The 26,049-nt window shown below is 71.2% G+C and carries 26 protein-coding genes, 1 tRNA gene, 1 pseudogene and 1 riboswitch; of the genes and pseudogenes, 15 read left to right on the forward strand and 13 right to left on the reverse strand.

Translation table 11 applies throughout. From position 1 onward, the window contains the following. Nucleotides 1–32: 32 nt before the first annotated feature. Nucleotides 33–2,375 carry an Ig-like domain-containing protein gene (locus E1269_RS11890; protein ID WP_131894651.1) on the reverse strand — a complete coding sequence of 781 codons (2,343 nt, stop codon included), beginning with the start codon at nt 2,373–2,375 and terminating at the stop codon, nt 33–35. Nucleotides 2,376–2,691: 316 nt separating this feature from the next. Between E1269_RS11890 and E1269_RS11895 the strand changes: the two genes are divergently transcribed. Continuing rightward, nucleotides 2,692–3,366 carry a class E sortase gene (locus tag E1269_RS11895; protein WP_162606371.1) on the forward strand — a complete coding sequence of 225 codons (675 nt, stop codon included), beginning with the start codon at nt 2,692–2,694 and terminating at the stop codon, nt 3,364–3,366. Nucleotides 3,367–3,370: 4 nt separating this feature from the next. Further along, on the forward strand, nt 3,371–3,526 hold the full coding sequence (locus E1269_RS32840) for a hypothetical protein (RefSeq protein WP_203433391.1): 156 nt from the start codon (nt 3,371–3,373) through the stop codon (nt 3,524–3,526). Nucleotides 3,527–3,559: 33 nt separating this feature from the next. Here the strand turns inward: E1269_RS32840 and E1269_RS11900 are convergent, their stop codons facing one another. The 4 genes and pseudogenes from E1269_RS11900 to E1269_RS11915 all read right to left on the reverse strand — a co-directional run bounded on the left by E1269_RS11900 (nt 3,560) and on the right by E1269_RS11915 (nt 5,908). Then, nucleotides 3,560–3,844: a ubiquitin-like small modifier protein 1 gene (locus E1269_RS11900; protein ID WP_131894655.1), complete on the reverse strand. Its 285-nt coding sequence runs from the start codon at nt 3,842–3,844 to the stop codon at nt 3,560–3,562. Nucleotides 3,845–3,847: 3 nt separating this feature from the next. Beyond that, entirely contained in the window at nt 3,848–5,092 is a 1,245-nt protein-coding gene (gene thrC, locus E1269_RS11905; protein WP_131894657.1) for a threonine synthase, read from the reverse strand. Between the two features lie 10 nt (nt 5,093–5,102). Continuing rightward, nucleotides 5,103–5,215: riboswitch (SAM riboswitch) on the reverse strand. Nucleotides 5,216–5,325: 110 nt separating this feature from the next. Further along, nucleotides 5,326–5,708: pseudogene (locus tag E1269_RS11910) on the reverse strand (type II toxin-antitoxin system death-on-curing family toxin). Continuing rightward, nucleotides 5,705–5,908, reverse strand: coding sequence for a CopG family transcriptional regulator (locus tag E1269_RS11915; protein WP_203433395.1), 204 nt, complete (start codon nt 5,906–5,908; stop codon nt 5,705–5,707). Before E1269_RS11915 ends, E1269_RS11910 begins: the two are co-directional and overlap by 4 nt. A gap of 181 nt (nt 5,909–6,089) precedes the next feature. On the opposite strand from E1269_RS11915, the gene E1269_RS11920 reads away from it, so the two are divergent. Continuing rightward, on the forward strand, nt 6,090–6,503 hold the full coding sequence (locus tag E1269_RS11920; protein WP_203433397.1) for a hypothetical protein: 414 nt from the start codon (nt 6,090–6,092) through the stop codon (nt 6,501–6,503). 7 nt (nt 6,504–6,510) lie between these two features. Here E1269_RS11920 and otsB read toward each other — a convergent pair whose 3' ends face one another. The 3 genes from otsB to E1269_RS11935 form a co-directional block, all read right to left on the reverse strand. After that, nucleotides 6,511–7,287 (reverse strand): trehalose-phosphatase, encoded by a 777-nt coding sequence (gene otsB / locus E1269_RS11925; protein ID WP_131894661.1) that lies wholly within the window; start codon nt 7,285–7,287, stop codon nt 6,511–6,513. After that, a complete protein-coding gene (locus tag E1269_RS11930; RefSeq protein ID WP_131894663.1) occupies nt 7,284–7,838 on the reverse strand; it encodes a LytR C-terminal domain-containing protein in 555 nt (184 codons plus the stop codon). Before E1269_RS11930 ends, otsB begins: the two co-directional genes overlap by 4 nt. 109 nt (nt 7,839–7,947) lie before the next feature. Next, the gene (locus E1269_RS11935) at nt 7,948–8,193 is read right to left on the reverse strand and encodes a DUF3263 domain-containing protein (protein WP_131894665.1); all 246 of its coding nucleotides are present in this window, start codon (nt 8,191–8,193) and stop codon (nt 7,948–7,950) included. 76 nt (nt 8,194–8,269) lie between these two features. Between E1269_RS11935 and E1269_RS11940 the strand changes: the two genes are divergently transcribed. Then, on the forward strand, nt 8,270–9,670 hold the full coding sequence (locus E1269_RS11940; RefSeq protein WP_131894666.1) for an alpha,alpha-trehalose-phosphate synthase (UDP-forming): 1,401 nt from the start codon (nt 8,270–8,272) through the stop codon (nt 9,668–9,670). 14 nt (nt 9,671–9,684) lie between these two features. Here E1269_RS11940 and E1269_RS11945 read toward each other — a convergent pair whose 3' ends face one another. Next, the gene (locus E1269_RS11945; protein ID WP_131894669.1) at nt 9,685–9,960 is read right to left on the reverse strand and encodes a hypothetical protein; all 276 of its coding nucleotides are present in this window, start codon (nt 9,958–9,960) and stop codon (nt 9,685–9,687) included. 180 nt (nt 9,961–10,140) lie between these two features. Between E1269_RS11945 and E1269_RS32845 the strand changes: the two genes are divergently transcribed. From E1269_RS32845 to E1269_RS11970, 5 genes are read left to right on the forward strand one after another with little or no spacing between them, the layout of a single operon-like run. Further along, nucleotides 10,141–10,764 (forward strand): hypothetical protein, encoded by a 624-nt coding sequence (locus E1269_RS32845; protein ID WP_203433399.1) that lies wholly within the window; start codon nt 10,141–10,143, stop codon nt 10,762–10,764. After that, nucleotides 10,761–11,147, forward strand: coding sequence for a YidH family protein (locus tag E1269_RS11955; RefSeq protein ID WP_131894671.1), 387 nt, complete (start codon nt 10,761–10,763; stop codon nt 11,145–11,147). Before E1269_RS32845 ends, E1269_RS11955 begins: the two co-directional genes overlap by 4 nt. Further along, nucleotides 11,147–11,467, forward strand: a complete 321-nt coding sequence (locus E1269_RS11960; RefSeq protein WP_131894673.1) for a DUF202 domain-containing protein — start codon at nt 11,147–11,149, stop codon at nt 11,465–11,467. The genes E1269_RS11955 and E1269_RS11960 overlap by 1 nt, the downstream gene beginning before the upstream one ends. A gap of 39 nt (nt 11,468–11,506) precedes the next feature. Then, nucleotides 11,507–11,767 (forward strand): antitoxin, encoded by a 261-nt coding sequence (locus E1269_RS11965; RefSeq protein ID WP_131894675.1) that lies wholly within the window; start codon nt 11,507–11,509, stop codon nt 11,765–11,767. Continuing rightward, on the forward strand, nt 11,764–12,201 hold the full coding sequence (locus E1269_RS11970; RefSeq protein ID WP_131894677.1) for a type II toxin-antitoxin system VapC family toxin: 438 nt from the start codon (nt 11,764–11,766) through the stop codon (nt 12,199–12,201). Before E1269_RS11965 ends, E1269_RS11970 begins: the two co-directional genes overlap by 4 nt. Before the next feature lie 9 nt (nt 12,202–12,210). Here the strand turns inward: E1269_RS11970 and murQ are convergent, their stop codons facing one another. Next, nucleotides 12,211–13,116, reverse strand: a complete 906-nt coding sequence (murQ, locus tag E1269_RS11975) for an N-acetylmuramic acid 6-phosphate etherase (RefSeq protein ID WP_131894679.1) — start codon at nt 13,114–13,116, stop codon at nt 12,211–12,213. Next, the gene (locus E1269_RS11980) at nt 13,113–13,832 is read right to left on the reverse strand and encodes a GntR family transcriptional regulator (RefSeq protein ID WP_131894681.1); all 720 of its coding nucleotides are present in this window, start codon (nt 13,830–13,832) and stop codon (nt 13,113–13,115) included. Before E1269_RS11980 ends, murQ begins: the two co-directional genes overlap by 4 nt. Before the next feature lie 89 nt (nt 13,833–13,921). On the opposite strand from E1269_RS11980, the gene E1269_RS11985 reads away from it, so the two are divergent. The 3 genes from E1269_RS11985 (at nt 13,922) to E1269_RS11995 (ending at nt 19,079) form a co-directional block, all read left to right on the forward strand. Further along, nucleotides 13,922–15,502 (forward strand): family 10 glycosylhydrolase, encoded by a 1,581-nt coding sequence (locus tag E1269_RS11985; protein ID WP_203433401.1) that lies wholly within the window; start codon nt 13,922–13,924, stop codon nt 15,500–15,502. 299 nt (nt 15,503–15,801) lie between these two features. Further along, nucleotides 15,802–16,362, forward strand: coding sequence for a class I SAM-dependent methyltransferase (locus E1269_RS11990; RefSeq protein WP_131894683.1), 561 nt, complete (start codon nt 15,802–15,804; stop codon nt 16,360–16,362). A 257-nt stretch (nt 16,363–16,619) separates the two neighbouring features. Then, nucleotides 16,620–19,079 carry a GH116 family glycosyl-hydrolase gene (locus E1269_RS11995; protein ID WP_131894685.1) on the forward strand — a complete coding sequence of 820 codons (2,460 nt, stop codon included), beginning with the start codon at nt 16,620–16,622 and terminating at the stop codon, nt 19,077–19,079. Between the two features lie 31 nt (nt 19,080–19,110). Here E1269_RS11995 and E1269_RS12000 read toward each other — a convergent pair whose 3' ends face one another. Beyond that, nucleotides 19,111–22,233, reverse strand: a complete 3,123-nt coding sequence (locus E1269_RS12000; RefSeq protein WP_131894687.1) for an alpha-L-rhamnosidase — start codon at nt 22,231–22,233, stop codon at nt 19,111–19,113. A gap of 126 nt (nt 22,234–22,359) precedes the next feature. Then, complete coding sequence (locus E1269_RS12005; protein WP_131894689.1) at nt 22,360–22,659, reverse strand: twin-arginine translocase TatA/TatE family subunit; 300 nt, start codon at nt 22,657–22,659, stop codon at nt 22,360–22,362. Between the two features lie 108 nt (nt 22,660–22,767). Between E1269_RS12005 and E1269_RS12010 the strand changes: the two genes are divergently transcribed. From E1269_RS12010 to E1269_RS12020, 3 genes are all read left to right on the forward strand, one after another. After that, nucleotides 22,768–23,196, forward strand: coding sequence for a hypothetical protein (locus E1269_RS12010; RefSeq protein ID WP_131894691.1), 429 nt, complete (start codon nt 22,768–22,770; stop codon nt 23,194–23,196). An 87-nt stretch (nt 23,197–23,283) separates the two neighbouring features. Continuing rightward, nucleotides 23,284–25,713: a protein translocase subunit SecD gene (secD, locus tag E1269_RS12015; RefSeq protein WP_131894693.1), complete on the forward strand. Its 2,430-nt coding sequence runs from the start codon at nt 23,284–23,286 to the stop codon at nt 25,711–25,713. A 51-nt stretch (nt 25,714–25,764) separates the two neighbouring features. Then, a tRNA-Thr gene (locus E1269_RS12020) sits at nt 25,765–25,841 on the forward strand. The last annotated feature ends 208 nt before the right edge of the window (nt 25,842–26,049 follow it).

Raw genomic sequence — 26,049 nt, forward strand, 5'->3', positions numbered from 1 at the left:
CAGCGTCTACGCGGTTTGACGCTTCAGGCGCGTCAGCCGGTCACGTTGCGACGGGTGCGAGCGTAGAGCACCGCGCCCAAACCGAGCAGAAGCAGCCCGGCCGCCATGACCAGCGAGTTGGTGGAGGCACCGGTGTCGGGCAGGTCCTCGCCGTCCTCGTCACCGTTCTCGTCGCCACCGTTCTCCTCACCACCGTCGTCGCCATTCTCGTCACCGGACGAGACGTCGATGGTGAAGTTGACCGGGCCGGCCTCCGGGGAGGTCACGCCGTTGATCGTCTGCACGGCGGTCACGGAGCACTCGCCGTTCGGCAGGCTCTCCTCCGGGGTGAACGACCAAGCACCCTCCTCGTCGACCTCGGCGCTACCGGCCCAGGTGTCCTCGCCGCAGGCGATGGAGACCTCGACGGTGGCGCCCGGCACGCCCTCACCGCTGAAGGTGGGCGTCGCCGTGGTGGCGGTGTCACCCTCCTCCGGGCGGACGATGGTCGGCGCGTCGACCGGGACGACGACGGTGACCTCGGCGGTCTCCGGGACCTGGATGCTGCCGACGGTCTGCTGCGCGGTGATGGTGGTCTCACCGTAGGGCAGGTCGCCCTCGAGCACGATGCTCCAGGTGCCCTCGTCGTCCGTGGTGCCGGTGCCGACGGTGCCGTCACCGACGCTCAGGGTCACGGTCGAGCCGGGCTCCGCCGAGCCGGTCACCTCGACCGAGGACGGGTCGACCTCGTCGCCGTTCTCGGGCGAGATGATCGTGATCGGGTCGGCGTCGAACGCCGGCGCCGAACCGGTCAGCGCGTAGTTGCCCAGGCTGCCGTACGAGGTGTAGCCGGCGCCGTTGCTCGGCGTGTTCGAGGCCGGGTCGCCCTGGCCCGCGCCGCTGACGCGCACGGAGTAGACGCCGGTCTCGACCTCGGCCTCGACCGAGGCGCCCAGACCGTTGGCCTGGCGGTCGGTCGGCGAGCTGGCGATGTCGGTCGACGTCTCCGGGTTGGCCTCGGCGACGATGTTGCCCTCGGAGTCGATCAGCTCGATGTGCAGGTCGACGTTCGGGCCGACGGTGGCCGGCTCGGCCGTGATGGAGACCGGGCCGCCGTTGGTGACCAGCTCGAACACGTCGCGCTCGTCGGTTGCACCGATGACACCGGTGGCCTGGAAGTCGCCGCTGGAGTTGTCCAGAGCGGTGCCCTCACCGACCGAGTCCGAGTGGTCGTCGGCCGCATAGGCTGCGCGCCCGCCGTAGTAGAACTGCAGCGTCAACTCTTCACCGGGAGGGTTGCACGTCCCGTCCGGGCCGGGCTTGTAGACGGTGTCCCCCGGCTGCGGGTTGTTCGGGTCCTCGGCGTCGGTGCAGAAGCCCTCGAGCCACATCTGGTCGCCGTCGAACACCATGAACGACTGGTAGGCGCCGTCGGCGAGGGTGATCTCGGCGAGGTCGTCCTGCTCGGGGTTCGTGGTGTCGGCGTACTGGCCGTTGTCCCACTGCGACAGCGGCGCGGACCACGGCGCGCCCATGATCGGCGCCCACAGCGAGGTGGGCTCGGCCAGGGTGTCGCCGTAGTACTCGTCGTCGCCGATACCGTCGTGGTTGAGGTTGAACGTGTGGCCGACCTCGTGCGACACGATGTTGCCCACGTCGGACGGGTTGCTGTCGCGCGCGACCGGGGCGAAGATCAGCGCCGGCGAGTAGAACTGGTTGCCGAAGCCGCCCAGCCACGCCCGGCCGCTGGCCTGGTCGGCCGGCGCCACGTCAGTGGTGTCGGTGACGACCGCTGTCATGCCGTACTCGGCGTCGTCCATCGACGTCTTGTGCAGTGCGTCCGCACCCGGGTCGGTGGTGGTGACGTTGATGTCGAACGGAGCGAAGTCCTCTGCGACCCGCGCCCACACCTGGTAGACGTAGTCGGCGTCCGAACCCGCGGCGTTCGCGTCGAACTCGAACACGTCCTCCTGGTAGTACCGGTTCCACTCGGTGTTCGTGACAGTGGCACCGTCGAAGTCGAGGTAGACGGTGTACGGCGCGCCCGGCTTCGAGCCGCCCGCGGGGTCACCCGGGACGTCCGCGGCCGGTGCGAGGTCAGCCGCCTCGTGGTCGTGCTCGTCAGGAGCCTCGAAGCGGTCGGTGTAGGAGAGCACGCCGGACTGGCCGACGATGGCCTGGTCGGAATCGACCAGCTCCTGCACCTCCTGCAGGCTGAGGTCGGCGCGGTCCGCGGCCGTCTCGAGCAATCGCTCGCTGGCAGCCGTGGCCTGCTCGACCAATTCGGGCAGATTGTCGGAGGCGCTGGCCGGCGACGCCGTGCCGGCGGCCGTGAGGGCCGCGACACCGGTGGTCGCCACCGCGGCCAGCAGCCGCCGTGGGGTTCTCGAACTCATTCGTCATATCTCCCGTGTTCTGGTGATCTCCAGCAGTCCGGACCCCGTCTGACGACGCGAACCGGACACACGCCCGCCGCACGCTAGCAGATGTGACAGCCGAATCAACCGAATGGACAAGGGTTCGGACAAACGGTCCGGTCCCAGCCACCCTCGACGGCCGGTTAGGCTCTTGGCCATGCATCGCAAGGCGACCCGGGGGCGCCGTAGAGCCCCACGCCGGAGGAATGCTCCTCAGCACAGCGCGAACAACGCTCCCCAGCGCAGCGTGAACCAGGCTGCCGAGGGCGGCGTCAGGAATGCTCCGCAGCGCGGCGTGAAGAGTGCTCCCCAGCGCAGCGTCGCGGCACTGGTCGCCGGCGGCGTGGGCGAGTTCATGCTCACCGCGGGCGCCATCGTGCTGCTCTTCGTCGTCTATACGCTGTGGGGCACCGGCATCCAGACCGCCAACGCCCAGGACGACCTGCGCGACCAGCTGGGGTTGGACACCGGCCAGCTGGAAAAGGACCCGATTCCGCTGGACCAGCTGGAGCTCGGCGACGCCTACGGCATCATCCGCATTCCCCGCTTCGGCGACGACTGGGAGTGGATCATCGTCCAGGGCACCGAGGACGGGGACCTCAAGAACGGCCCGGGCCACTACCTCGACAGCGTCGACCCCGGCCAGCTCGGGAACTTCGCCATCGCCGCCCACCGTTCCGGTCACGGCGAACCGATGGCGGAGTTCCCGGAGCTCCGGGTCGGCGACGTCGTGGAGATCGAGACCGCCACCGGTACGTTCGTCTACCAGCTGGACGATGCGCCGAACGGCGATCCCGACGGCAACAGAATCGACATCACCGAGACCTGGGTGGTGGATCCGGTTCCTGGGGAACCGGAGGACACGAAGCCCACCGAGCGGCGCATTACGCTCACCACGTGCTGGCCACGCTGGGGCTCGTCACACCGTATGTACGCGACCGGAGTCCTGATCGGCGGAGAGGAAGTCTAGACAGATGTACGCCTGGATATGGCGACACCTGCCGGGACCATGGCCGGTTCGGCTGCTCATCTACCTGATCCTCATCGCGGCCCTGGTGTACGCCCTGTTCATATGGGTGTTCCCGTGGGCCGAGGACGCGTTCAACATCAGCGAGGTCACCGTCGGCTGACGGTGACCTCGCCGATGGCCGACTAGAGCGGGCTCAGCCGCCGGCGACCGCCGGGATGACGGACACCTTCGTGCCATCCGGCGTCGGCGTCGCGAGTCCGGAGGCGAACCGGACGTCGTCGTCGTTCACGTAGACGTTGACGAAGCGCCGGATCTGGCCGGTGTCGTCGAGGACGCGCGCACCGATGCCCGGGAACTGCGCGTCCAGCGCGGCGAACACGTCGACGAGCGTGGCGTCGGCTGCGACCTCCACCGTGACGTCGGACTCGCCCTTGGTGTAGGTGCGCAGGATGGTTGGGACGCGTACCGCTACGCTCATGGCTCAGCCTCCGTTGACGAGGCGGTGGAACGCCTCGGTAGTGGGTTCGATCGTGCCAGCCGGGCCGACGACCGGCGAGACGGCGTCGAGCGTCTTGAGCCCGTCGCCGGTGTTGAAGACGACGGTCTCCGCCTCCGGGTCGAGCTTGCCCTCACGCAGCAGCTTCGCCAGGACGGCGACGGTCACCCCGCCGGCGGTCTCGGCGAAGATGCCCTCGGTGCGGGCCAGCAGCCGGATGCCCTCGACCACCTCGTCGTCGCTGACGTCCTCGACCGCGCCGCCGGTGCGCCGGGCGACGTCGAGCACGTACGGGCCGTCGGCGGGGTTGCCGATGGCCAGCGACTTGGCGATGGTGTCCGGACGCACCGGGCGGACGACGTCGTGGCCGGCTTTGAACGCCTCGGCCACCGGGGAGCAGCCGGTGGCCTGCGCTCCGAAAATGGCTGGCGCGTCACCCTCGACCAGGCCGAGCCGCACCAGCTCATGGAACGCCTTGTCGACCTTGGTGAGCTGCGACCCGCTGGCGACGGGGATGACCACCTGGCGCGGAAGCCGCCAGCCCAGCTGCTCGACGGTCTCGTAGCCGAGGGTCTTGGAGCCCTCGGCGTAGTACGGGCGCACGTTGACGTTGACGAAGGCCCAATCGTCGTGCTCGCCGGCCAGCTCGGAGGCGAGCCGGTTGACGTCGTCGTAGTTGCCGTCGACGGCGACCAGCGTGGTGCCGTAGACGGCGCTGGTCACGATCTTGGGCTGCTCGAGGTTGCTGGGGATGAAGACGTAGCTGCGGATGCCGGCGCGGGCAGCGGCCGCGGCGACAGCGTTGGCGAGGTTGCCGGTGGACGGACAGGCCAGCACCGTGAAGCCCAGCTCGCGGGCCGCCGCCAGCGCGACCGCGACCACGCGGTCCTTGAAAGAATGCGTGGGGTTGGCGGCGTCGTTCTTGATCCACAGCGCTCGCAGCCCCAGCTCGCGGGCCAGGTTGTCCGCGCGGACCAGCGGCGTGAAGCCGGGGTCGGTGTTCGGGATCTCGGCTACGTCGGCCGGCACCGGCAACAGGTCGCGATAGCGCCAGATGGAGCGGGGCCCGCTCTCGATGCGCTCGCGGGTGATGGTGCCGTAGTCGTAGGCGACCTCCAGCGGGCCGAAGCACTCCAGGCAGGCGTAGTGCGGCCCGAGCTCCACGGTCGCGCCGCACTCACGACATGACAGGTGCGTAGCCCGCCCCAGGGAGGTGGTGGTGACAGTCATGCGAGATCCCTTCTCATCTCTCCCACCGTGTTCCGGCGGGCCGGAATTGGCACCGTCGTCGCGCGTGCGCGGACGGTTGCCGGAGCTTCATCGGGCCGGTCCCTCAGCTCCTCTGGATGAGGACAACTGCCAGTCACTTTACGGTGCAAGCTTCGGCGCGAGCACCGACTGTCCGCGATGCGAGACAGTTTTGTCCCGCATCGCGGACGTTCTAGCTGTGCGGTGCGACGACGTCAGCTGGCCGGTTCCACATGGTCGGCCAGCCAAGACGCGAGGTCCGCCAGCTCCAGCCTTCCCTCGGCGACCGCGATCACGAAGTCGTACGCCTCGTCCTCATCAGGCGCCAGCAGGAACCCGTTGAGGGGTGAAAGTCGTAACAGGCCATCCAGCCCAGACGTTTCTCCCCGTCGATCAGGGCGTGGTTGCGGACCAGCGACTCCAGCATGGCAGCCGCCTTGGTGTGCAGATCCGGATAGGCCTCGGCCCCGAAGAGACTGGTTCGCGGCCGATGAACCGCCGCATCCAACAGACCGAGGTCCCGGACCTCCGGCCGTCGCCCGAGCGTGAGTCGGGCGATGTCGAGCACCTCCTCGAGCGTCAGGAATACCGTGCTCATTCGGCCAGGCGGGCCAGCAATCCCGCGTGCCGCTCGATGCCCTCGCGAGTGATCTCCTCGATATGACGGGATCGCTCGGCTCGCCCGATGTGTTCCCGGATGGCCAATCGGGCCTCTTCTTGCATGGATCTGTGCTCGCGCTCGGCCTGCCGGCGCAGCGCCTCGGTCTCTTCCTCGGTGAGTCGCAGAGTCATCGCCATGGCTCGGTGATACCGCCGCGATACCACGCTCGCTAGCGCGCGGCCGGCGCGCCGGATGGAGGGCGGCCCACTGGGCGAGTTCGCGCTTGTCCCGGCAAGCATCCCTGGTGAAGCTGGGGCACCCATACTTGACGTGATCATTCGGGTGGGAGGAGGCGGCGAGGTGCGGCGAGGTCACCGGGTGCGTCAGGTAGTGAACTGGCTGAACCTGTCCACTCCGCTCGGCCTGCTGATCGGGCTGCTGGGCCGCGCGCGGTTCGCCGCCGGCCCGGACGGGCTCATCCTCGGCCGTGGGTACCGGCTGCCGATCCCGCCGGCACCGGCGTTCACCGTCGGCAACGTGGTCCTGCTCCGTATCGACGATGCCGCGCTCGCCCGCCGGCCGGCACTGCTGGTCCACGAGGCACGGCACGCCACTCAGTACGCCTGGTTCATCGGCCCGGTGATGCTGGTGCCGTACGGACTGGCCGCCCTGTGGTCGTTGCTGCTCACCGGCGACCCGGCGTCACGGAACGCGTTCGAGCGGCAGGCCGGGCTCGTCGACGGCGGATACGTGGAGCGTCCACTGCGCCGGTGGCGCCGGCGCGGCCGCTGAGTCGCCGTCAGGAGAGAGCGGCCAGCTCGCGCAGCAGCGCCTGGACCCCCGGCGGGCCGAGCACGACGATGTCGGCGGCGGCGCGCAGCTCGGCCGAAGCCTCCTCGGCGTCGCTGCAGACCACCAGCCCGAGCACACCGTCCTCGGCGAGCTCGCGGACGGCCGCGACGGCCGGCAGGTCACCGATGTCGTCGCCGGCATAGACGACGGCGGCGGCCGCGGTCTCGGCGACCAGGGACCGGATGGCCACACCCTTGTCCATGCCGACGGGGCGCAGCTCCAGCACGAAGCGGCCCGGCGTGACCTGCAACCCGGAACCGGCGGCGACGGCGTCGGCGTACGGCCGCAGCTCGGCCAGGGCGGCCCCGGGGTCCGGCGCGTTGCGGGTGTGCAGCGCGACCGAGTGGCCCTTGTCCTCGACGGTGACGCCGGGGCGGTCCGCGGCCAGCTCGGCCACGCGCCGGCGGGCGACGTCTACGCCGTCGTCGGCGCCGGGGGCGTCGAGCCGGCCGTCCTCCCAGCGCTCCAGGCCGTAATGGCCGAGCACGGTGAGCCCGGGCACCGCGGCCAGCCCGCCGAGGCGGACGGCGTCCGCGGCGGCCCGCCCGGTCACGATGGCGACCTTGGCCACCCGGGCGGCCACCGCGGTCAGCACCTCGACCGTCCCGGGCAGCGCCACGGCGTTCTCGGGCCGCGGCACGATCGGCGCGAGCACGCCGTCGAAGTCGAGCGCGACGACGGTGCTGTCGAGCTGCCCGGCGAGCTGGCGCAGCTGCGTCGTCACTCCGGTTCTCCGACCTCGTCGACGTAGTCGTCGACCAGGATGACGATGACGCGTTCCTGGTTGATGCCCTCGAACGTCGGCATGATGCGGCCGATCTCCGGGAACTGGGCCATCAGCGCCTCGGCTACCTCCTGCTGGTCCTCGGGGTAGTAGACCGTGGTCTCGGGCACGCTGCCGTCCCAGCTGCCGATGGCGGGGACCTCCCAGCCGCCCTCCTCGAACCGCTGCTGGGCGAACTCGGCCAGGCCGGTGACGCCGGTCTGGTTCAGCACCCCGATCGGCTCGCGGAGCTCCTCTGGGGCGGTCTCGCCCTCGGTCGGCTCGTTGGTGGGATCGCCGGTCGGCTCGTCGGTGGGCGTGTCGGTGGGAGGCTGGGTCGGCGGCGGCTCAGCCGCTTCGTCGTCGCCGCCCGCGTCACCGCTCGCGGCAGCGTCGTCAGAGGGGCTGTCGGAGGTGTCGTCGCCGAACTGCCACAGCAGGACCAGCACCACCGCCACGACGCCCACGAGCGCGACGAGGGACGGCCAGAGCCGCTCCAGTCGTTCACCCATGGTCACAGGACCAGCACACTACGCCACAGGCATCCGTCCATGCGACACGTCCGGCTCTGGCATTGATGATCAAGATCGGCGAAACTGGCTTATGGCCCGGCGACGTTGCTCAGATCCGAGTCCTGGCACGGCGCCCCGTCCTGGCCTGCTGGCGGACGGCGCGCTGCCGGCGCAGCCGCCTGACCAGCAAGGGATCGTGCGCGAGCGCCTCGGGACGGTCGATCAGCGAGTTCAGCACCTGGTAGTAGCGGGTCGCCGAGATGTCGAACGTGGATCGCACGGCTTGTTCTTTCGCTCCGGGGTACTTCCACCATCGTCGCTCGAAGTCGAGGATCGCGCGCTCCCGGTCGTCCATGCCGCCATCGTAGACACGGGCTGTGACAAGCACGCAACGCAACTCGGTTACCGTTGACAGCACGAGGAGGCCCCATTTGTCCACAACTGGAACGAGCAGCTTCGTCGTAGTCGCCAATCGGCTGCCGGTCGACCGGGTGGTCACCGCCGACGGCCGGACAACCTGGCGCCGCAGCCCGGGTGGGCTGGTCACGGCTCTGGCTCCGGTGATGCGGGCGTACGACGGAGCATGGGTGGGCTGGACGGGCACACCGGACGACGCTCCGGACCGTTTCTCGACCGACGACATGGACCTCGTGGCCGTTCCGCTCTCGGCCGAGGACGTCGCCATGTACTACGAGGGGTTTTCGAACGCGACGCTGTGGCCGCTGTACCACGACGTCATCGTCTCACCGGAGTACCACCGCGAGTGGTGGGACGCTTACCGCAAGGTCAACCAGCGCTTCGCCGAGGCGGCGGCCGAGGTCGCCGACGAGGACGCCGTCGTGTTCATCCAGGACTACCAGCTGCAACTGGTCCCGCAGCTGCTGCGCCGGATGCGCCCTGACCTGAAGATCGGCTTCTTCCTGCACATCCCGTTCCCTCCCACCGAGCTGTTCGCCCAGCTGCCGTGGCGCAGGCAGATCCTCGAAGGTCTCCTCGGCGCCGACCTGGTGGGCTTCCAGCGCACCGGCGCCGCCGGCAACTTCGAGTCGCTGGCCGACCACTTCACCAGCGCCACGCTCGCCGGCGACCGCCTCATCACCGAGGACGGCCGCGAGGTGCTGGCCCGCGCGTTCCCCATCTCGATCGAGGTCGAGGAGGTGGCCCGGCTGGCCGACGACCCAGAGGTCAAGGCCCGGGCAGCCACCATCCGCGAGGAGGTCGGCTCGCCGAAGTACATCCTGCTCGGCGTCGACCGGCTCGACTACACCAAGGGCATCGGGCACCGCCTCAAGGCCTTCGGCGAGCTGCTGCGCGACGGCGTCATCACGCCCGAGGAGGCGGTGCTCCTGCAGGTGGCCACGCCCAGCCGCGAGCGGGTCGAGGCCTACCAGACCCTGCGCGACGAGGTGGAACTGCAGGTCGGTCGCCTCAACGGCGACTTCGGCCGCATCGGGACCCCGGCCGTGCACTACCTGCACTCGTCCTATGAACGGGCCGAGCTGGTCGCGCTGCTGCTCGCCGCCGACGTCATGGTGGTGACGCCGCTGCGCGACGGCATGAACCTGGTGGCCAAGGAGTACGTCAGCGCCCGGTCCGATCTGCGCGGCGCGCTCGTGCTGTCGGAGTTCGCCGGCGCCGCCGACGAGCTCGGCGACGGCGCCTTCCTCGTCAACCCGCACGACATCGACGGTCTCAAGCGAACCATGATGGCGGCGATGCGGATCGAGGACGCCGAGGCCGAGCAGCGGATGAAGCTCCTGCGGGACCACGTCATCAGCCACGACATCACCCGCTGGGCCCGGGACTTCCTCACCGCACTGAGAGCGATCTGACCCGCCGTGACCTGTCAGCGGCGGGTGTTCGGGTCGTGGTCCGGGTCGACCTCGGTGTAGGCCAGCCAGGCCTGGGTGTCGGCGGAGTCCAGCGGCTCCGGCCCCGGCGCCTGCTGGGACAGCGAGGCCAGGCGCTGCTCGGCGGCCTCGGCCGTGCGCAACTCCATCGTCGCGACGGCGATCAGGTCGCGCAGACCCTCGGCTCCGAACCGGTCACGGACGTTCTTCACGGCGGCGGTGACCATCGGGTCGACCTCCGGGGTCTTCGGCTGCAGTCGTGGGTCCATCACGCGATCACTCCTGAAGATTTCACTCGAAGTCGAGTGGTACCGTAACCCGCCGCGCCGCGCAGCTCACGGCGGGCCGCCGTGACAGGAACGACGCACATCGACGATGATGTGGCTGCACAGGCCTGAGTAACACGGGGGTGACGTCCGGCCTGCCCGGAGACTCTACGTAACGGTGGTCGCTTGCTCCCACGCCGGTTCGCGCTCGTCCGTCACGTCGACTACACCGGCGTTTCCGGTGTCGGCGTGGTGGCATACGGCGTCGTTTTCGGCGACGGTCAGGTGGCGCTGCGGTGGTCGTCGACCCATCCCGCCACCAGCCTGTGGGCATCCCTCGACGACCTCATGGCCGTGCACGGGCACGGTGACGCCACCAGCATCGAGTGGCTCGACCCCGCCGCCGATCCGTTCGGCCAGCCGGCGCACGCGCCGCCACGCCTCCAGCCGCTGCGCCCGGCGCCGGAACAACGGTCCGCTCCCGCGCCCGCGCCCGCCCCGTCCCCGGCACCAGCACCGCAACCCGACCCTGCACCCGACCGGGAGCCCGAGCCGACGCCGGCCACGGCGCCGCCGGCCGAGCCGGACCCGTCGACGGCCGACACCGCACCCCAGCAGCGCATCACCGGCCGCCGGGCTCGCCGCGTCGCCGTCGAGACGCCAGGACCGCCACCGCCGCCCGACGGCAACGGCGGCTGGCCGCCGCACGCCCGGGTGCCCAGCCAGCGCCGGACCGGGCGGCACCGTCGATCCATGCCCGACCAGGAAGCCCGAGCCAGCAGCCCGCCGATCGAAAGAGACGCACCATGACCGGACCCGCCGACCGGAACGACGCGCCCCGCCGCTGGCCGCGCAGCGTCTACGCCGCCGGCCGCGAGCCCGACCCTCGGTTCACGTTCGCCAACGAGCGCACCTTCCTCGCCTGGATCCGCACCGCGCTCGCGCTGCTGGCGGCCGGCATCGCGCTCGAGGCGCTCGAGATCCCCGACCAGCGTGTGCTGCGACTCACCCTCGTGGTGGCGCTCGCGTTGCTCGGCGCGGTCAGCAGCGTCCTGGCGTTCTTCCGGTGGGCGCAGGCGGAGAAGGCACTGCGGGAGTCCCGGCCGCTGCCCTCGCCGGCGCTGGCCCCGGTGCTGGCGTTCGGCCTGGCGGTGGCCGCGATCGTCATCGTCGTCGTGCTCGCCGCGTCGTGATGATCGACCGGGCCTTCGACGACGGCGCGCAGAACGAGCGGACCTCTCTGGCGTGGACCCGCACGGCGCTGTCGCTGCTGGTCGGCGTGGTGCTGGCCAGCCGCCTGGCCGCCGAGCCGCTGGGCGCGGCGGCCTTCGTGTTCGGCCTGGTCGTCGTGCCGTTACCGGTGGCCATCCTGCTGCTGGCACGGCGCCGCTACCGCCGCTCGCACGAGGCGCTGCACGCCGACCGCACCCTGCCCGACGGGCGCCTGCCGGGCCTGGTCGCCGTCGTCACCCTCCTGCTCGCCGTGCTGGAGATCGCCTACGCCATCGCATGACATCTTGACGCTCAAGCTCGTGCGCATCATGATGTCACCATGCGTACCACCTTGACGCTCGATCCGGAGGTAGCCCGACTGGTCGAGGAAGCGATGCATCGTGAGCGGCGCCCCATGAAGCAGGTGGTCAACGACGCGCTACGGCGGGCGCTGGCACCGGAACGAAGCCGCGCGACGCCGTTCCGTGTCGTCCCGCACGAGTCGGCTGTCCGGCCCGGCTTCGACCTGGCGGGATTCAATCGACTTGCCGACGAGTTGGATGACGAGGCGGTCATGCACCACACCCGGCCGTCCTCGTGATCGTTCCGGACGTCAACCTCCTCCTTTACGCGACCATCACGGGCTTTCCTCAGCACGTCCGAGCGCGCCGCTGGTGGGAAGAGGCTGTCAACAGTGCGGCCTCGATCGGCCTGACTCCGCCTGCGGTCTTCGGCTTCCTCAGGCTTGCGACCAATGCGCGTATCTTCGAGTACCCGATGCCGGTCGAGGACGCCACCGGGCGAGTCAACGAATGGTTCGAGCAGCCGAACATCGCCCTCCTCACCCCCGGACGCGCACATATGGACATCGCGCTGGACCTCCTCAGAGGCCTGGGGACGGCTGGCAATCTCACCACTGACGTCCAGCTTGCCGCGTACGCGATCGAGCATCGGGCACAGCTCCACTCGAACGACACCGACTTCGGCCGGTTCAAGGGCCTTAGCTGGGTAGACCCGCTGGCGACCGAGTCCTGACGCGGCCAACTACAACGCGGCGATCGCGTCGCGGACCCGGCCGCCGGTCGCGGCGAGCCGCCGCCTGGCCTCGTCGGCGTCGACCCCGGCCAGGAGCATGACCGTGGCCGCCTTGGTGTCGTCGCCGCTGTCGCGCAGCGCAGCGGCGACGGCGGTGTCGCTCTCGCCGGTGGCGTCGGTGACGATGCGCTGGGCCCGCCGGCGCAGCTTCTCGTTGGTGGCACGGACATCGATCATCAAGTCGCCGTACGTGCGCCCGAGCTGGACCATGACCAGCGTCGAGATGGTGTTGAGCACGAGCTTCGCGGCCGTGCCAGCCTTGAGCCGGGTGGAGCCGGCCACCACCTCCGGCCCGGTCAGCGCCTCGACGGCGACGTCGCTGGCCGCGGCGATCGGCGAGCCGGGGTTGTTGACGACGGCGACGGTGTACGCGCCGGCCCCGCGGGCGGCGGCGAGCGCACCGAGCACGTAGGGCGTGCGGCCGGACGCGCTGACCGCCACCACGACGTCGTGGGGCCCGGGTGTCAGCGAGAGCAGGTCGGCACGGCCGCCCTCCTCGTCGTCCTCGTCGTGCTCGGCGGCGGAGCGGACCGCGCCGAAGCCGCCGGCCATCACGGCGACGACCTGGTGCTCGTCGACGCCGAAGGTGGGGCCGCACTCGGCGACGTCGAGCACCGCGAGCCGGCCCGGTGTGCCCGCGCCCACCTCGATGAGCCGGCCGCCACGGCGCATCCTCGCGACGATGGCGTCGATGGCCTCGACCAGTCGGTCCTGGGTGGCCGCGACGGCGTCGACGGCAGCCCGGTCCTGCGTGGCCATGAGCGCGACCTGCTCGCGAGTGCTGCGCAGGTCGAGATCGGCGGCCGCGGGCAGGCGCCCCTCGGTGGCAAGCCCGTCCAGCTCGGCGTTCCTCACTCGGCCGCCCCGATCCGGTGCGCCGGCTGTAGCTCGACCCGGAACTGGTAGCGGTCGCCGCGGTAGACCGAACGGACGAACTCCACCACCCGGCCCTGGGCGTCGCGGGAGATGCGCTCGAACAGGAACGCCGGCGAATGCAGCGGCACGCCGAGCATCTCCGACTCGGACTCGTCGGTCACCGTCGCCTCGATCGTCTGGACTCCCCCCGACAGCTCCAGACCGTACACGTCGTGCAGCAGCTCGTAGAACGAACCGTCCGCGAGAATCTGCCCGTCCAGACCGGGCGCGATGTGGGCCGGCACGTGCAGGGTCTCGACGGCCATCGGGGCGTCGTCGGCCAACCGCAGCCGGACCACCCGGACCACCCGCTCGCCCGGTGAGATCTCCAGGCGGCGGCCCAGCGGCGCGCCGGCCAGCACGTCGTCGACGGCGAGCGTCCGGCTCGACGGCACCGCGCCGCGCTGGCGCATGTCCTCGGAGAACGACGTGACCGCGAGGCCTTGGGCGATCTTCGGACCGGCGACGAACGTGCCGGCACCCTGCCGGCGCACCAGCCGCCCCTCCCTGACCAGCTCCTCCACCGCCCGGCGCAGCGTCATCCGAGACACGCCGAAGCGTGGCGCGAGGGCGCGTTCGGCCGGCAGCGCGTCGCCGACGCTCAGCTCGGCCACCAGGTCGAGGATCTCGTCACGGATCGAGTGATATTTCGCCACGCCCGCCACCCCTTTTGGTCTAGACGTATCGGGCAAAGTCTTCCAGACTTGGCGCCCATATTGGTCTAGTCCAACGAGGAGGCACCAGCGTGACACGATCGCGTCGCAGTTCCCTCGTCACCGCGGCGGCGGCTTTGGGCCTCATCGGGGCCGCCCTGACCGCGACCACACCGGCCACCGCGAGCACCGACATGCCCGAGCAGTGGCGCAGCTACTGGGTCGACGCCTTCAACGAAGGCATCTACACCTCAGCACAGGTCGAAGAGCTGGTCGGCGACGCGCTCGAGGTCAACGCCAACGCTCTGATCGTCCAGGTGGCCCGCCGGTACGATTGCTTCTGCAACCGGGCGCTCTACCCGCGCACCGACGCCGCCATCGCGCCCGCACCGTACGACCCGCTGGACGAGGTCATCAAACAGGCCCACGCCGCCGGCCTGGAGGTCCACGCTTGGGTCAACGTCGGCACGCTGTGGAACTCCGCGACCGCGCCGAGCTCTCCCGACCACGCCTTCAACGCGCACGGCCCCAGCGCCACCGGCGCCGACCGCTGGCTCAACAAGCGCCACGACGGCACCGAGCTGGTCGGCGCCAACGCCTTCATCGACCCGGCCAACCCGGCCGCCGTCGACTACATCGTCGACGCCATCCAGAGCATCACCAGCGAGTACGACGTCGACGGCATCAACCTCGACTACATCCGCTACCCGGACTACAACTCCACCACCACGCACAGCGACTGGGGCTACAGCGAGACCTCGATCGCCCGCTTCCAGGCAGCCACCGGCCGCACCGACGTGCCGGCACCGTCGGACCAGCAGTTCACCGACTGGCGCCGCGAACAGATCACCAACCTCGTGCGCAAGATCTACCTCGGCATGCTCGAGGCCGACCCGACCGACCGGCTCACCAACGACGGCATCACCTACGGCTTCGGCCCGCAGAGCGTCGGCGGCTGGGAGAAGACGCGCACCTACGCCGAGGTCCTCCAGGACTGGAAGGGCTGGCTGGAAGAAGGGATCATCGACACCGTCGTCGCGATGAACTACAAGCGCGAGTGGATGCCCGACCAGGCGCAGATGTACGCCGAGTGGAACGAGGTCCTGGCCGACTGGCAGGGCGAGCGGCAGACCGTCTCCGGTCCGGCGCTGTACCTCAACGAGATCGACGACAGCGTCCAGCAGGTCCGCGACCTGTTGACGCCGACCGCCGCGGGCAACACCGTCGTCGGCTGGAGCGGCTACTCCTACGCCAACCCCAGCCTCACCGCCGCCGCCGGCTCCGCCGCGGTCAAGGACGCCGAACGCGCCGCGCTCGCCGCCGCCCTGACCACCGGCGCGGACGCGCCGTTCGCCGCGGACGCCGCCGTCCCGTCGATGCCGTGGAAGGAAGACCCGACGACGGGGAACGTGACGGGCACGCTCGCCCTGCGCGACGGCGTTCCACTCGACGGGGTCACGGTCACCCTCGAGCCGGTGATGGGCGGCGAGGAGCAGTCGCACGCCAGCGACGGCTCTGGGTGGTTCGGCTTCGTGGACGTCGAACCCGGCCTCTACCTGGTGCGGGTGGACCTGCCCGACGGCGTGGTGGGACAGCCCGTCTCCGCGGTCCGCGTCCGGGCCGGGCAGATCGCACCGGCCCGCCTGGCGCCGTACGTCGCGCAGCCGAGGTAGCCGTCGGCGCTGCGCACTACCAGCCATTCGCTGCGCGGGACCTCGGAATGATCACGTTCAGCACGAGATCTCGTGTCGCACCATGCTCGCAAGCCTCGTGAGGGTCGGGCAGGCCTGGTGATGAGACGGGGGCCGGAAGCCTCCTCTCATCGCCGGTGCGTGACGAAGGTGAGGGTGATCGTGGCTGGGGCCTGCCCGGCCCGACGACACAGGGTGAATCGTGATGCACACGAAGTCCTCGTGACGGCCGCCGGCGCGACACCTCATTTCACCCGCGAGTGCGGTTGTAGGCTGCGACGATGAGCGGCTTCGGCGCGATCACCGCCCGCTTCTACGCGTGGTTCAACCGGAACCCGCCGTCCAACCGCATCGTCATCGACGTCGCGGAGTTGGGCCCCGACGACCGGGTGCTCGAGGTCGGCTGCGGTCCGGGCGCAGCGCTCGAGCTGGCCGCGAGCCGCATCGGCGCCGAGCGCGTGGCCGCCGTCGACCCGTCGCCCACCTTCGCGGCCATGGTGGCCAAGCGGGTGCCCGGCGCCGACGTGCGGGTAGCCGGCGCGGAGGACGTCCCCTTCGACGACGGCGCGTTCACCGTCATCTACACCATCATGTCGATGCACCACTGGGACGACCGCGACGACGGCCTGGCCACGCTGACCGCGAAGCTCGCCCCCGGCGGCCGGCTGCTGCTGGCCGAACGGCTGCTCGAGAAACCCGGCCACGGCATCACGCCGGCGCAGATCGCGGCGGTGGAGGCACGACTCGGCGAGCTCGGCCAGACCGGCGTCCACACGGTCCGGCGGCCGGACCGGCGCAAGACGCTGGCCGTCGTCGTCTCGACGCGGCCACTCGCCTCTTGACATAAAACACTGTTGCACGTTGTGTGGGTGCGAACGCAGCCCGGGCACACGATCTACGACGTTCGACTCGTAAGAGGTTCCCATGAACCGACCCACCGTCGTGTCCACGTCCCTGTCCCTCGTCCTCCTGCCGCTGGCCGGACTCGCGGGCGCGGCCGAGCCGGGCGCCACCGACGGCACCGCTGGTAGCCGGCGACGGCGGACGCCGCCGGCATCTCGTTCCTCGACGAACCGCAGGTCTACGCACGGGAGCATCCATGACCGACTGGCCGGTCCTCCGCCGGTACGACACCGACCACTCGCTGCGCATCGCCCTGCCGCTCGGCGGCATCGGCACTGGGACCGTCTCGCTCGGCGGCCGTGGCGACCTGCGCGACTGGGAGATCATGAACCGGCCCGCGAAGGGATGGACACCGCGCGACAGCTTCTTCGCCATCCGGGCCGGCGACACCGTCCGGGCGCTCGAGGGACCGATCGACCCCGTCCTCTATGAGGGCTGGGAAGGTGCGGCCGTCGCCAACCACAGCCTGCCGCGGTTCTCCCGATCGGCGTTCCTGGCCGCCTACCCGCTCGGGCAGGTGCTGCTGAACGACCCCGCCGTGCCGGTGTCGGTGCGCCTGCGCGCGTTCAACCCGCTGGTCCCCGCCGACCTCGACGCCAGCTCGATCCCGGTCGCGGTACTGCGCTACGCCGTGACCAACACCGGCGGCGAGCCGCTCGACGTCACCGTCGCCGGCAGCGTTCGCAACCTCGCCACGGACGACCACCGCAATGCCGCCCGCCGCGAGCCCGGACTCGACGGCGTCCTGCTCGCCGCCGGCGGCGACGAGCGGGACGAGAGGTGGGGCTCGATCGCGCTGGCGGTGCTCGACGAGGACGACATCAGCCTCCGCACCGCCTGGGCCGGGTCCAGCTGGGGCGGTCCGCTGCTTGACTTCTGGGACGACCTGCGCGCCGACGGCCGGCTGGACGAACGGCCCGCCGCGGCCGGCGAGCCGGTGGCGTCCGTCGCCGCCATGCGCACGCTCGCGCCCGGTGTGACGCACACGTTCACGTTCCTGCTGACCTGGCACTACCCGAACCGGATGGACTGGCGCGGCGAGAACGTCATCGGCAACCACTACACCCAGGCCTACCGCGACGCCTGGGACGTCGTCGCACGCATTGCGCCGGCGCTGGCGAACCTGGAGGACCGCACCGTCGGATTCGTCGATGCGCTGGCCGGCAGCGACCTGCCCGGCACCGTCGTCGAGGCGGCCCTCAGCAACGTCAGCACGCTGCGCAGCCAGACCTGCTTCCGCACCCCCGACGGCCGGTTCTACGGCTGGGAGGGCTGCCTCGACGACCACGGCAGCTGCCACGGCAACTGCACCCACGTGTGGAACTACGAGCTCGCCACGCCGTACCTGTTCGGCGAGCTGGCCAGGTCCATGCGCGAGCTGGAGTTCCTCCACGCCACCGGCGACGACGGCCACATGAGCTTCCGGCTGGACCTGCCGCTGGACCGCGCCCGCGCACACGGCGTGGCCGCGGCCGACGGCCAGATGGGCTGCATCGTCAAGCTTTACCGCGAGTGGCGCCTGTCCGGCGACGACGACCTGCTGCGCTCGCTGTGGCCCGCGGCGCGCCGGGCACTGGAGTTCGCGTGGATCCCCGGCGGCTGGGACGCCGACCGCGACGGCGTCATGGAGGGCTCGCAGCACAACACCATGGACGTGGAGTACTTCGGCCCCAACCCCGAGATCGGAACGTGGTACCTGGCCGCGCTGCGCGCTTGCGAGGAGATGGCGCGGCACCTCGGCGACGACGCCTTCGCCGACATCTGCGCCGACCTGTTCGCCCGCGGCAGCTCCTGGATCGACGAGCACCTGTTCAATGGCGAGTACTACCGGCACGAGATCCGCCCGCCCGGCAGCGAGGACGCCATCGCGCCCGGGCTGCGGCTGCCCGGCATCGGCGCCCGCGACCTGGTCGAGCCGGAGCTGCAGATCGGCGACGGCTGCCTCACCGACCAGCTCGTCGGGCAGAACCTTGCCCACCTCACCGGCCTGGGCCACCTGCTCGACCCGGACAACGAACGAACCACGCTGCGCAGCATCCTGCGCCACAACGACCGCACCGGACCGGCCGCCGAGTTCAACCCGAAGCGCAGCTACGCCCTGGCCGACGAGCCGGGACTCGTGGTCGCGTCCTACCCCCGGGGCAACCGGCCGGCCCGGCCGTTCCCCTACTACGCCGAGGTGTGGACCGGCCTGGAGTACACCGCGGCCATCGGGCTGATCCAGGCCGGCCTGGCCGACGACGGGGTGCGCGTCGTCGATGCGGTGCGCAGCCGGTTCGACGGCCGCCGGCGCAACCCGTTCGACGAGGCCGAGTGCGGCCACCACTACGTCCGGGCCATGGCCTCCTGGGGAACCGTCCCAGCGCTGACCGGCTTCGACTACGACGGCGTCACCGGCACGCTCCGCATCGCCGCGGCGTCCGGGACCGACCGGCCGGTCCGGTGGTTCTGGTCCAGCGGCGACGCCTGGGGCACCCTCACCCAGCGACCCGCCGACGACGGCGTCGAGGTCACCCTGGCGGTGCGAGGTGGGCGGCTGCGGCTGCGGTCGATCGCGCTGACCGGCGTCGGCGCGACGGAGCTGCCGGAGCGCACGCTGGCCGCCGGCCACACCGTCGAGGTCACCGTACCCGCCGGAGCGTCTGTCGGCGGGTGACCAGCCGTCTCAGGCCGGCCGACCAGCCGGCTCAGCCGGTGAACCGGTGCCGGCCGGAGCCGACCTCGCGACCGGACCCGTCCGGCAGCACCACCTCGGCGACCGCGTTGACCGGGACGGACAGGTCGACGGCGAGCACGCCGCCGTCGCGGCGGCGCCACGCCAGCCCGACCGGGCCGCGCACCGTCCGCACGGTGATGCTCGCCGCCGGCAGCGTCTCGACGGCGCCCGGACGGACCCGGAACCGCGCCCAGCCCGGCTCCAGCGGCTCGACCCCGGCGGCGCGCTCCACCAGCCACTGCACCGCCAGGCTGAGCGTGGCGTCGTTGTTGCCGCGGGAGTCGACCTCCCACGACTCCCAGAACGTGGAGGCACCCAGCGATCGCAAGAACCCGTACGACGGGTAGGTGCGCCGGTTGAGCACCGCGTGCGCGAGGTCGGACCGGCCGTGGTCGGACAGCGCGAACGGCAGCGCCCCGGTGCCCAGCGCCCCGGTGTCCAGGTGCCGGCCGCGAGCCTGCACGTCAGCGGCCAGGTTGGCGGCCACGGCGGCGGCATGCTCCGGCGGCACCAGTCCGAACGCGAGCGGCACGGCGTTGCTTGTCTGCCGGTAGCCGGCCGCCGGAAGCGAGGTGGTGTAGACACCGGTCGCGGGGTCGAGGAAGCGCTCGGTCAGCAGCGTCGTGAGACGGTCCAGCCGGGCCTGCCAGCCGGCCGCACGGCCGTCGTCGCCCACCAGCTCGGCGAGCGCGACCGCGTCGCGCAGGGTCTGGATCGTGTAGACGGTACCGACGATCTCGCCGCCCTCCGGCGCCTGCGGTGACCCGTGCTCCGCGCCGTGCAGCGGCGGGTACCAGTCGCCGAAGTGGTCCGGCGCCGGCTCGTCGCCGATGCGTCCGAGCAGCCAGTCGACGTAGCGGGCGACGGCGTCGAAGTGCCGCTCCGGCACCGTCCGGTCGCCGTAGGTCAGCCAGTACCTTCGGACCAGGTAGGGATAGACGCCGGTCGAGCTGGGCGTCAGCAGCCCGCCGTGCCACGGGATCCCGTGCGGCGCGTAGACCGTGACCTCGCCGTCGGGCTCCTGGCACAGCCGGATGTCGTCCAGCCACTTCGCGAACAGCCCCGCCATCCCGAGCTGGTAGAGCATGGGGGCGGTCGCCCGGTACGTGGAGCTGGTCCAGCCGATCTTCGTGTACATCGGCGCGTTGTCCGGGTAGCCGTGCAGTCCGTTGATCGCGGTCTGCCGGAACGCGTCGGCGATCCACTGCAGCTCGGGGTCGTCCAGCCGCAGGTCCATCGTCTCGGCCAGGTCGCTCTGGACCGTGACGGCGACGACGTCGACCTCGCGCGGCGCCGTCACCTCGACGTAGCGGAAGCCCTTGTAGGTGAACGACGGCTGCCACGTCTCACGGCCGCGGCCGGCGGCGACGTACTCGTCGACATTGAAACGGCCGACGATGGACGGGTTGTTCACCCCACCGGGCGCACCCACCTCGATCCGGCCGCTCGGCCCGATCTTCTCGCTGTACAGCGCGCTGACGACGGCGTCGGCGGGCAATCGGCCGGAGATGCGCACCCAGCCGGCCAGCACGACCCCGAAGTCGTACAGCCGCGTGTGTTCGTCGAGCCGCCGCACCTCGACCGGCTCCACCTCGTCCGCGGCCCGGATCACGTCGAGCGGGTGTGCGACGAGGCGGCCACCCGGCCCCGGCACCTCCGGCGCCGCGCGCCAAGCACCGTCGTCGTAACCGGGCTCGGACCAGCCGTTCAGCCGCACCGCCACCCGCGCGTCGTACGTCTCGCCGGTCAGCACGCCGTCGTAGGTGGTCGGGCCCTCGATGACCCGCCAGTCCGGCCCGCTGGTCACGATCACCCGGTCGCCGCCGGCCAGCGTCACCTCGAGCACGGCGGTCAGCCGCGGCTCGGTCACCCAGCGGGCGAGGTTGCTGCCGTCGCTGTCCGGTGCCCGGGTGGCGAAGAAGCCGCGGCCCAGTGCCACACCGATCGCGTTGCGGCCGGTCCGCAGCAGCCCGGTGACGTCGTGGGTGGTGTACAGCACCCGCCGGTCGTAGTCGGTGGGCGGCGGTGAGAGTCGCGCGTCGCCCGCGCGCTCGCCGTTGAGCCACGCGACGGCCAGTCCCAGCCCGCAGAGGCGGAGACGGGCCGACTCGACCGGGCCGGGCAGGTCGAACTCGTGCCGCAGCAGTGGATCGGCCGGCGGGTCCGGCGGCAGCCCATACAGCCAGCGGTCCGGGACGGTCTCGTCCGCCTCCCCGTCGACGACGGCGGCACCGTACGGGTAGTCGTCGGGGCTCGACCCGCCCTGCCAGCCGAGCTCGCCGGCCGCCTCGGACAGCTCGAGGTAGAACGTGCCCGGCTGGGCCTCGACGGGGAGGTCGAGCCGGCCCTGCGCCTCACCGCCGCCGAGACCGGTGACGACGTCGCTGGCCACCAGCTCACCGTCCGGGCCGTCGCGGCGCAATGTGATGCGGCAACCCGCGGACTCGTCCGCGGTGCTGAGCAGGACGGCCACCGCGGCCAGCGGCGAGACGGAGACGAACGTCTGGCCGAGCGTGTGGCCCGGCAGCAGCGGGACGGCCTCGTACCCGCCGGGCGCCAAGGTGCGGGTGGGACGGGGGACCTCGAGGCCGGTACCGATCCAGCGGCCGCTCCACTCGTCCTCGGTCAGCAGCGCGGTCTCGAACCAGGCCGGCTCGCTCCACGGGCCCCGCCGCCCGGACTCGTCCCACACCCGGACCGCCCAGTGGTAGCGGGTGCGGGAACGCAGCGGCGGACCGGCGTAGACCTGAGCGGTCTGCTCGCCGGACTCCACCCGGCCGGAGTCCCAGACGTCGCCGCGGCCGTCTCGCAGCCGGCCGGTACCGCTCGCGACGAGGAGCTGGTAGGCGCTCTGGTACCGGTCGGACCCGCCGCCCTCGAGCAGCCAGCCGAAGCGAGGCGCCGTCGTATCGATGCCCAGCGGGTCGCTCAGGTGGTCGGTGGTGAGGCCGGCGGCACGGAGCGGGCCGTGGCCCGCCGCCGGCTGGCTCGACTCCGTCTGGCCGGCTGCCGGCTGACCGGCGGCTGCCGGGGACGGCGTGGCGGCCAGCGCCGCGGCACCGGCGACGCCACCGACGAACGTTCTCCGGCTCATCCGCGCGCGGTTGTATCGCATGATGCGATACAACCAAGCGGCGCCTTCAGATCGGCGTCAGATCGACGTCATGCGGCTTTACAGCAGGTCACCGCCGGGCATCGAGGCTCGGCGGGCCGGTGAGGTCTACGGGGTGGGACGCGGCTGCGGGTCGGCGCTCGGCGTGGCCGGCTGCGCCGGGGCGGCAGGCGTGTCGGCCACCGTGTCCGCGGTCGGCGGGACTGGGGCGTCCGGGGTGACCGGCGGGGCCTGGGTGGTCGGCGCGGGCGTGGTGCCGGCCTCGGCGGGACGCTGCTGCATCTCGGTCTTGAAGATCCGCAGCGACTGGCCGATGCCACGGGCCATGTCCGGCATCCGCTTGGCGCCGAAGAGCAGGAACACGACGATGAGTCCGATGATCAGCTCAGGTGTACCGATGCTGGGCATGTGGTCACTTCTTCCTGACAGGTACCGGTCCACCCCATCGTACGCCGCCACCGGCACGGGTAAGGTTGGCGCCGACCAGGGGGACACCGTCGGAGGGAGGTCGAGGCCGTGACCGGACACCGGTCCGGACGACGCCTGCTCCCCAGGAGCGGGTCGTTCTCAGCCGTCCTCTTCTCCGGCGTCCTGATGATCCTGTCCGGTGCGTTGGTGCTGCTCTCGGCCGCCCTGCCGGCAGCTGCGGGCCAGGGCTCCGGGTCACGCGGCAGCGCCGTCGAGGTCGGCGGCGGCGCCGAAGACACCACCGCACCGCCAGCCGCACCGTCCGTCGACGGAGTCGACGAGCGCGCCGGCACCGTCACGGTCACGGCGCCCACCGGCAAGCTGGGCTACGCACCGCCGGCCGCGGCCGGCACCGAGGTCGACCCTCTCGACCTGTTCACCCTCGGGGCCGGCGACGGTCGCGGCGACGATGCGCCGGCCGAGGTCTCCTGGGCCGCCACCGACCCCGACCGGGGACCGCCGGCGAACCGGCAGTAGACGCTCCCTGCCCTCGCTTTCCTCCCCTGCCTGGCCGCGCCACTACAGCCCGCCGGGCACGCTTCCTGGAGACCCACTGTGGATCGCATGTCCGCGCTCTACCTCTTCATAGGTGCCATTGCCGTCATCCTCGGCACGTACAACCTGCTGCGCCATCGTGCCAAGCGTCGCGGCACCGACCCGCCGGACGGCAGCCGGGTGTTCCGCGCCGTCGTCGCGTTCCTGGTCCTGACCGGGTCCGCGTTCGTCACCCTGACCAGTAGCCCCAACCTCGGGCTCGATCTGGAGGGCGGCGCCCAGATCGTCCTGGAGACGCAGGACTCCGACACCGTCCAGGCCGACGCCGAGTCCACCGACCGGGCTCTGGAGGTGCTGCGCCGCCGGGTCGACGCGCTCGGCGTCTCCGAGCCGTCGTTGAGCCGGTCCGGCGACCGGCGCATCATCGTCGAGCTGCCCGGCGTCTCCGACCCGCGGGACGCCTCGGAAGCCCTCGGCCAGACGGCCCAGCTGACCGTCCACCCCGTCCTCGGCTACGACACCTCGAGCATCCCGACGGAGACCCCGACCGAGACCCCCGCGCCGACGGAGACCCCCGCGCCGGAGACCCCGAGCGAGGACTCGATCGTGCTGCCCGACGAGTCGGGGCAGCCGCTGCTGCTGGCCCCGTCGGCGATGACCGGTGAGGAGATCAGCGGCGCCGACGCCGTCTTCGACGTCAACCAGGGCGGCTGGCTGGTCACCATCGACTTCACCGGCAGTGGCGGCGACACCTGGGCGCAGCTGACCAGCGACGCGGCCTGCCAGCCGGAGGGCGACCCGACCCGTCGCATCGCCATCGTGCTGGACAACGAGATCATCTCCTCGCCCAACGTCACCAGCTCGGTGGCGTGCGGCGTGGGTATCCGCGGCGGCCAGACCCAGATCACCGGCGACTTCGAAGAGGACGAGGCCAAGGACCTGGCCGCCCTGATCAAGGGCGGCGCGCTACCCGTTCCCGTCGAGGTCGTGGAGCAGCGCGTCGTCGGCCCCACGCTCGGCGACGCGGCCATCGAGGCCAGCGCCTGGGCCGCGATCATCGGCATGGGCCTGACCGCCGTCTTCATCGCGATCGCGTACCGGCTCTTCGGTGTCATGGCCATCCTCGCCCTGGTCGGCTACGCGGCCATCGCCTACGCCGCGCTCAGCGCGCTGGGCGCCACGCTGACCCTGCCCGGCCTGGCCGGCTTCGTGTTGGCCATCGGCATGGCCGTCGACGCCAACGTGCTGATCTTCGAACGAGCACGGGAGGACTACGTCGACGGCAAGACCAAGAGCCTGCGCGGCGCGGTCCAGAGCGGCTTCAAGAACGCGCTGTCGGCCATCGCCGACTCCAACGTCACCACCCTGCTCGCGGCGGCCCTGCTGTTCTTCCTCGCCTCCGGACCGGTCCGCGGCTTCGGCGTGACGCTGACCATCGGTGTGCTCGCGTCCCTGCTGTCGGCCCTGGTGCTGAGCCGGGTGCTGTGCGAGTGGCTGGCCGACCGGAAGTGGCTGCGCAACCACCCCGACGCGAGCGGTCTGGCCCACCACGGTCGGGTGCGTCTGTGGCTGCGCCGGCGCAACCCGCAGCTCATGGCCCGGCCGGGCCGGTGGCTGATCATCTCCGCGCTCGCGGTGGTTGTCGGTGGCGCGGGCATCTTCGTGCGCGGGCTGGACTACGGCATCGAGTTCACCGGCGGCCGGCTGGTCGAGGTCTCCACCACCGAGCAGCTGGACGTCGACGACGCCCGCGACGCGGTCGCCGAGGCCGGGTTCCCGACCGCCATCGTCCAAGAGTCCGGCGACGACGACATCACCGTCCGCGCCAGCGACATGGACGACGACGGCGCCGCCGCCGTCGTCGAGACCCTCGGCGAGCTCGGCGGCGGCTCGGAGCTCATCCGCGACGAGCTGGTCGGTCCGAGCCTCGGCGACGAGCTGCGCCGCAACGCGATCATCGCGCTGTCGGTGGCCCTGGTCGCCCAGCTGGCCTATCTGGCGATCCGGTTCCGCTGGACCTTCGGCACCGGCGCCGTCATCGCGCTGTTCCAGAACGCCATCGTCACCCTGGGCATCTTCGCCTGGATCGGCAAGCCGATCGACGGCATCTTCCTGGCCGCGATGCTGACGATCATCGGCTACACGGTCAACGACTCCGTCGTCGTCTTCGACCGCATCCGCGAGACCTGGACACGCAAGGAGGGCGAGGACTTCGCCCAGGTGGCCAACACCGCGATCCTGAACACGCTGCCACGCTCGGTGAACACTGGCGCCAGCACGCTGTTCATCCTTCTCGCGCTGCTCTTCCTGGGCGGCGACTCCCTGTCCGACTTCGCCCTAGCGCTGGTGCTGGGCATCCTGATCGGCACCTACTCGTCCAACTTCACCGCAACGCCACTGGCGATCACACTGGAGCGGAAGAAGCCCGCCCCGCCGCCGCCGGTCAAGAAGGCCGACAAGCGTAGTCGGGAAGACCCCAACTACGGCGCCGTGGTCTGAGCCCAGACTGGTTGGAGGGACGGTACCCGCTCGGGTACCGTTTCCTCTCCTGCCCGAATAGCTCAGCTGGTCAGAGCAACCGCCTTGTAAGCGGTAGGTCGTCGGTTCGAATCCGACTTCGGGCTCCACCTGCGCAGACGCTGGTGGCGCCTGCGCGACAAGATCGCCAGACAGCCAACGGGTGGAGCAGGGCTGTCGCATGAATGCTTGCTGTAGCAAGCGCGCCGGAGGATCACGGCGGGACACGCCCGTGCGGCGCCGTTGATCATCAACGTTGGGCGACATCACCAGGACTTCTGGTGCGTCACCATGCTTGCATCCCTGAGGAAGCACCAG

Origin of the sequence: Jiangella asiatica, from assembly GCF_004349065.1 — a bacterium.
Lineage (GTDB): Bacteria > Actinomycetota > Actinomycetes > Jiangellales > Jiangellaceae > Jiangella > Jiangella asiatica.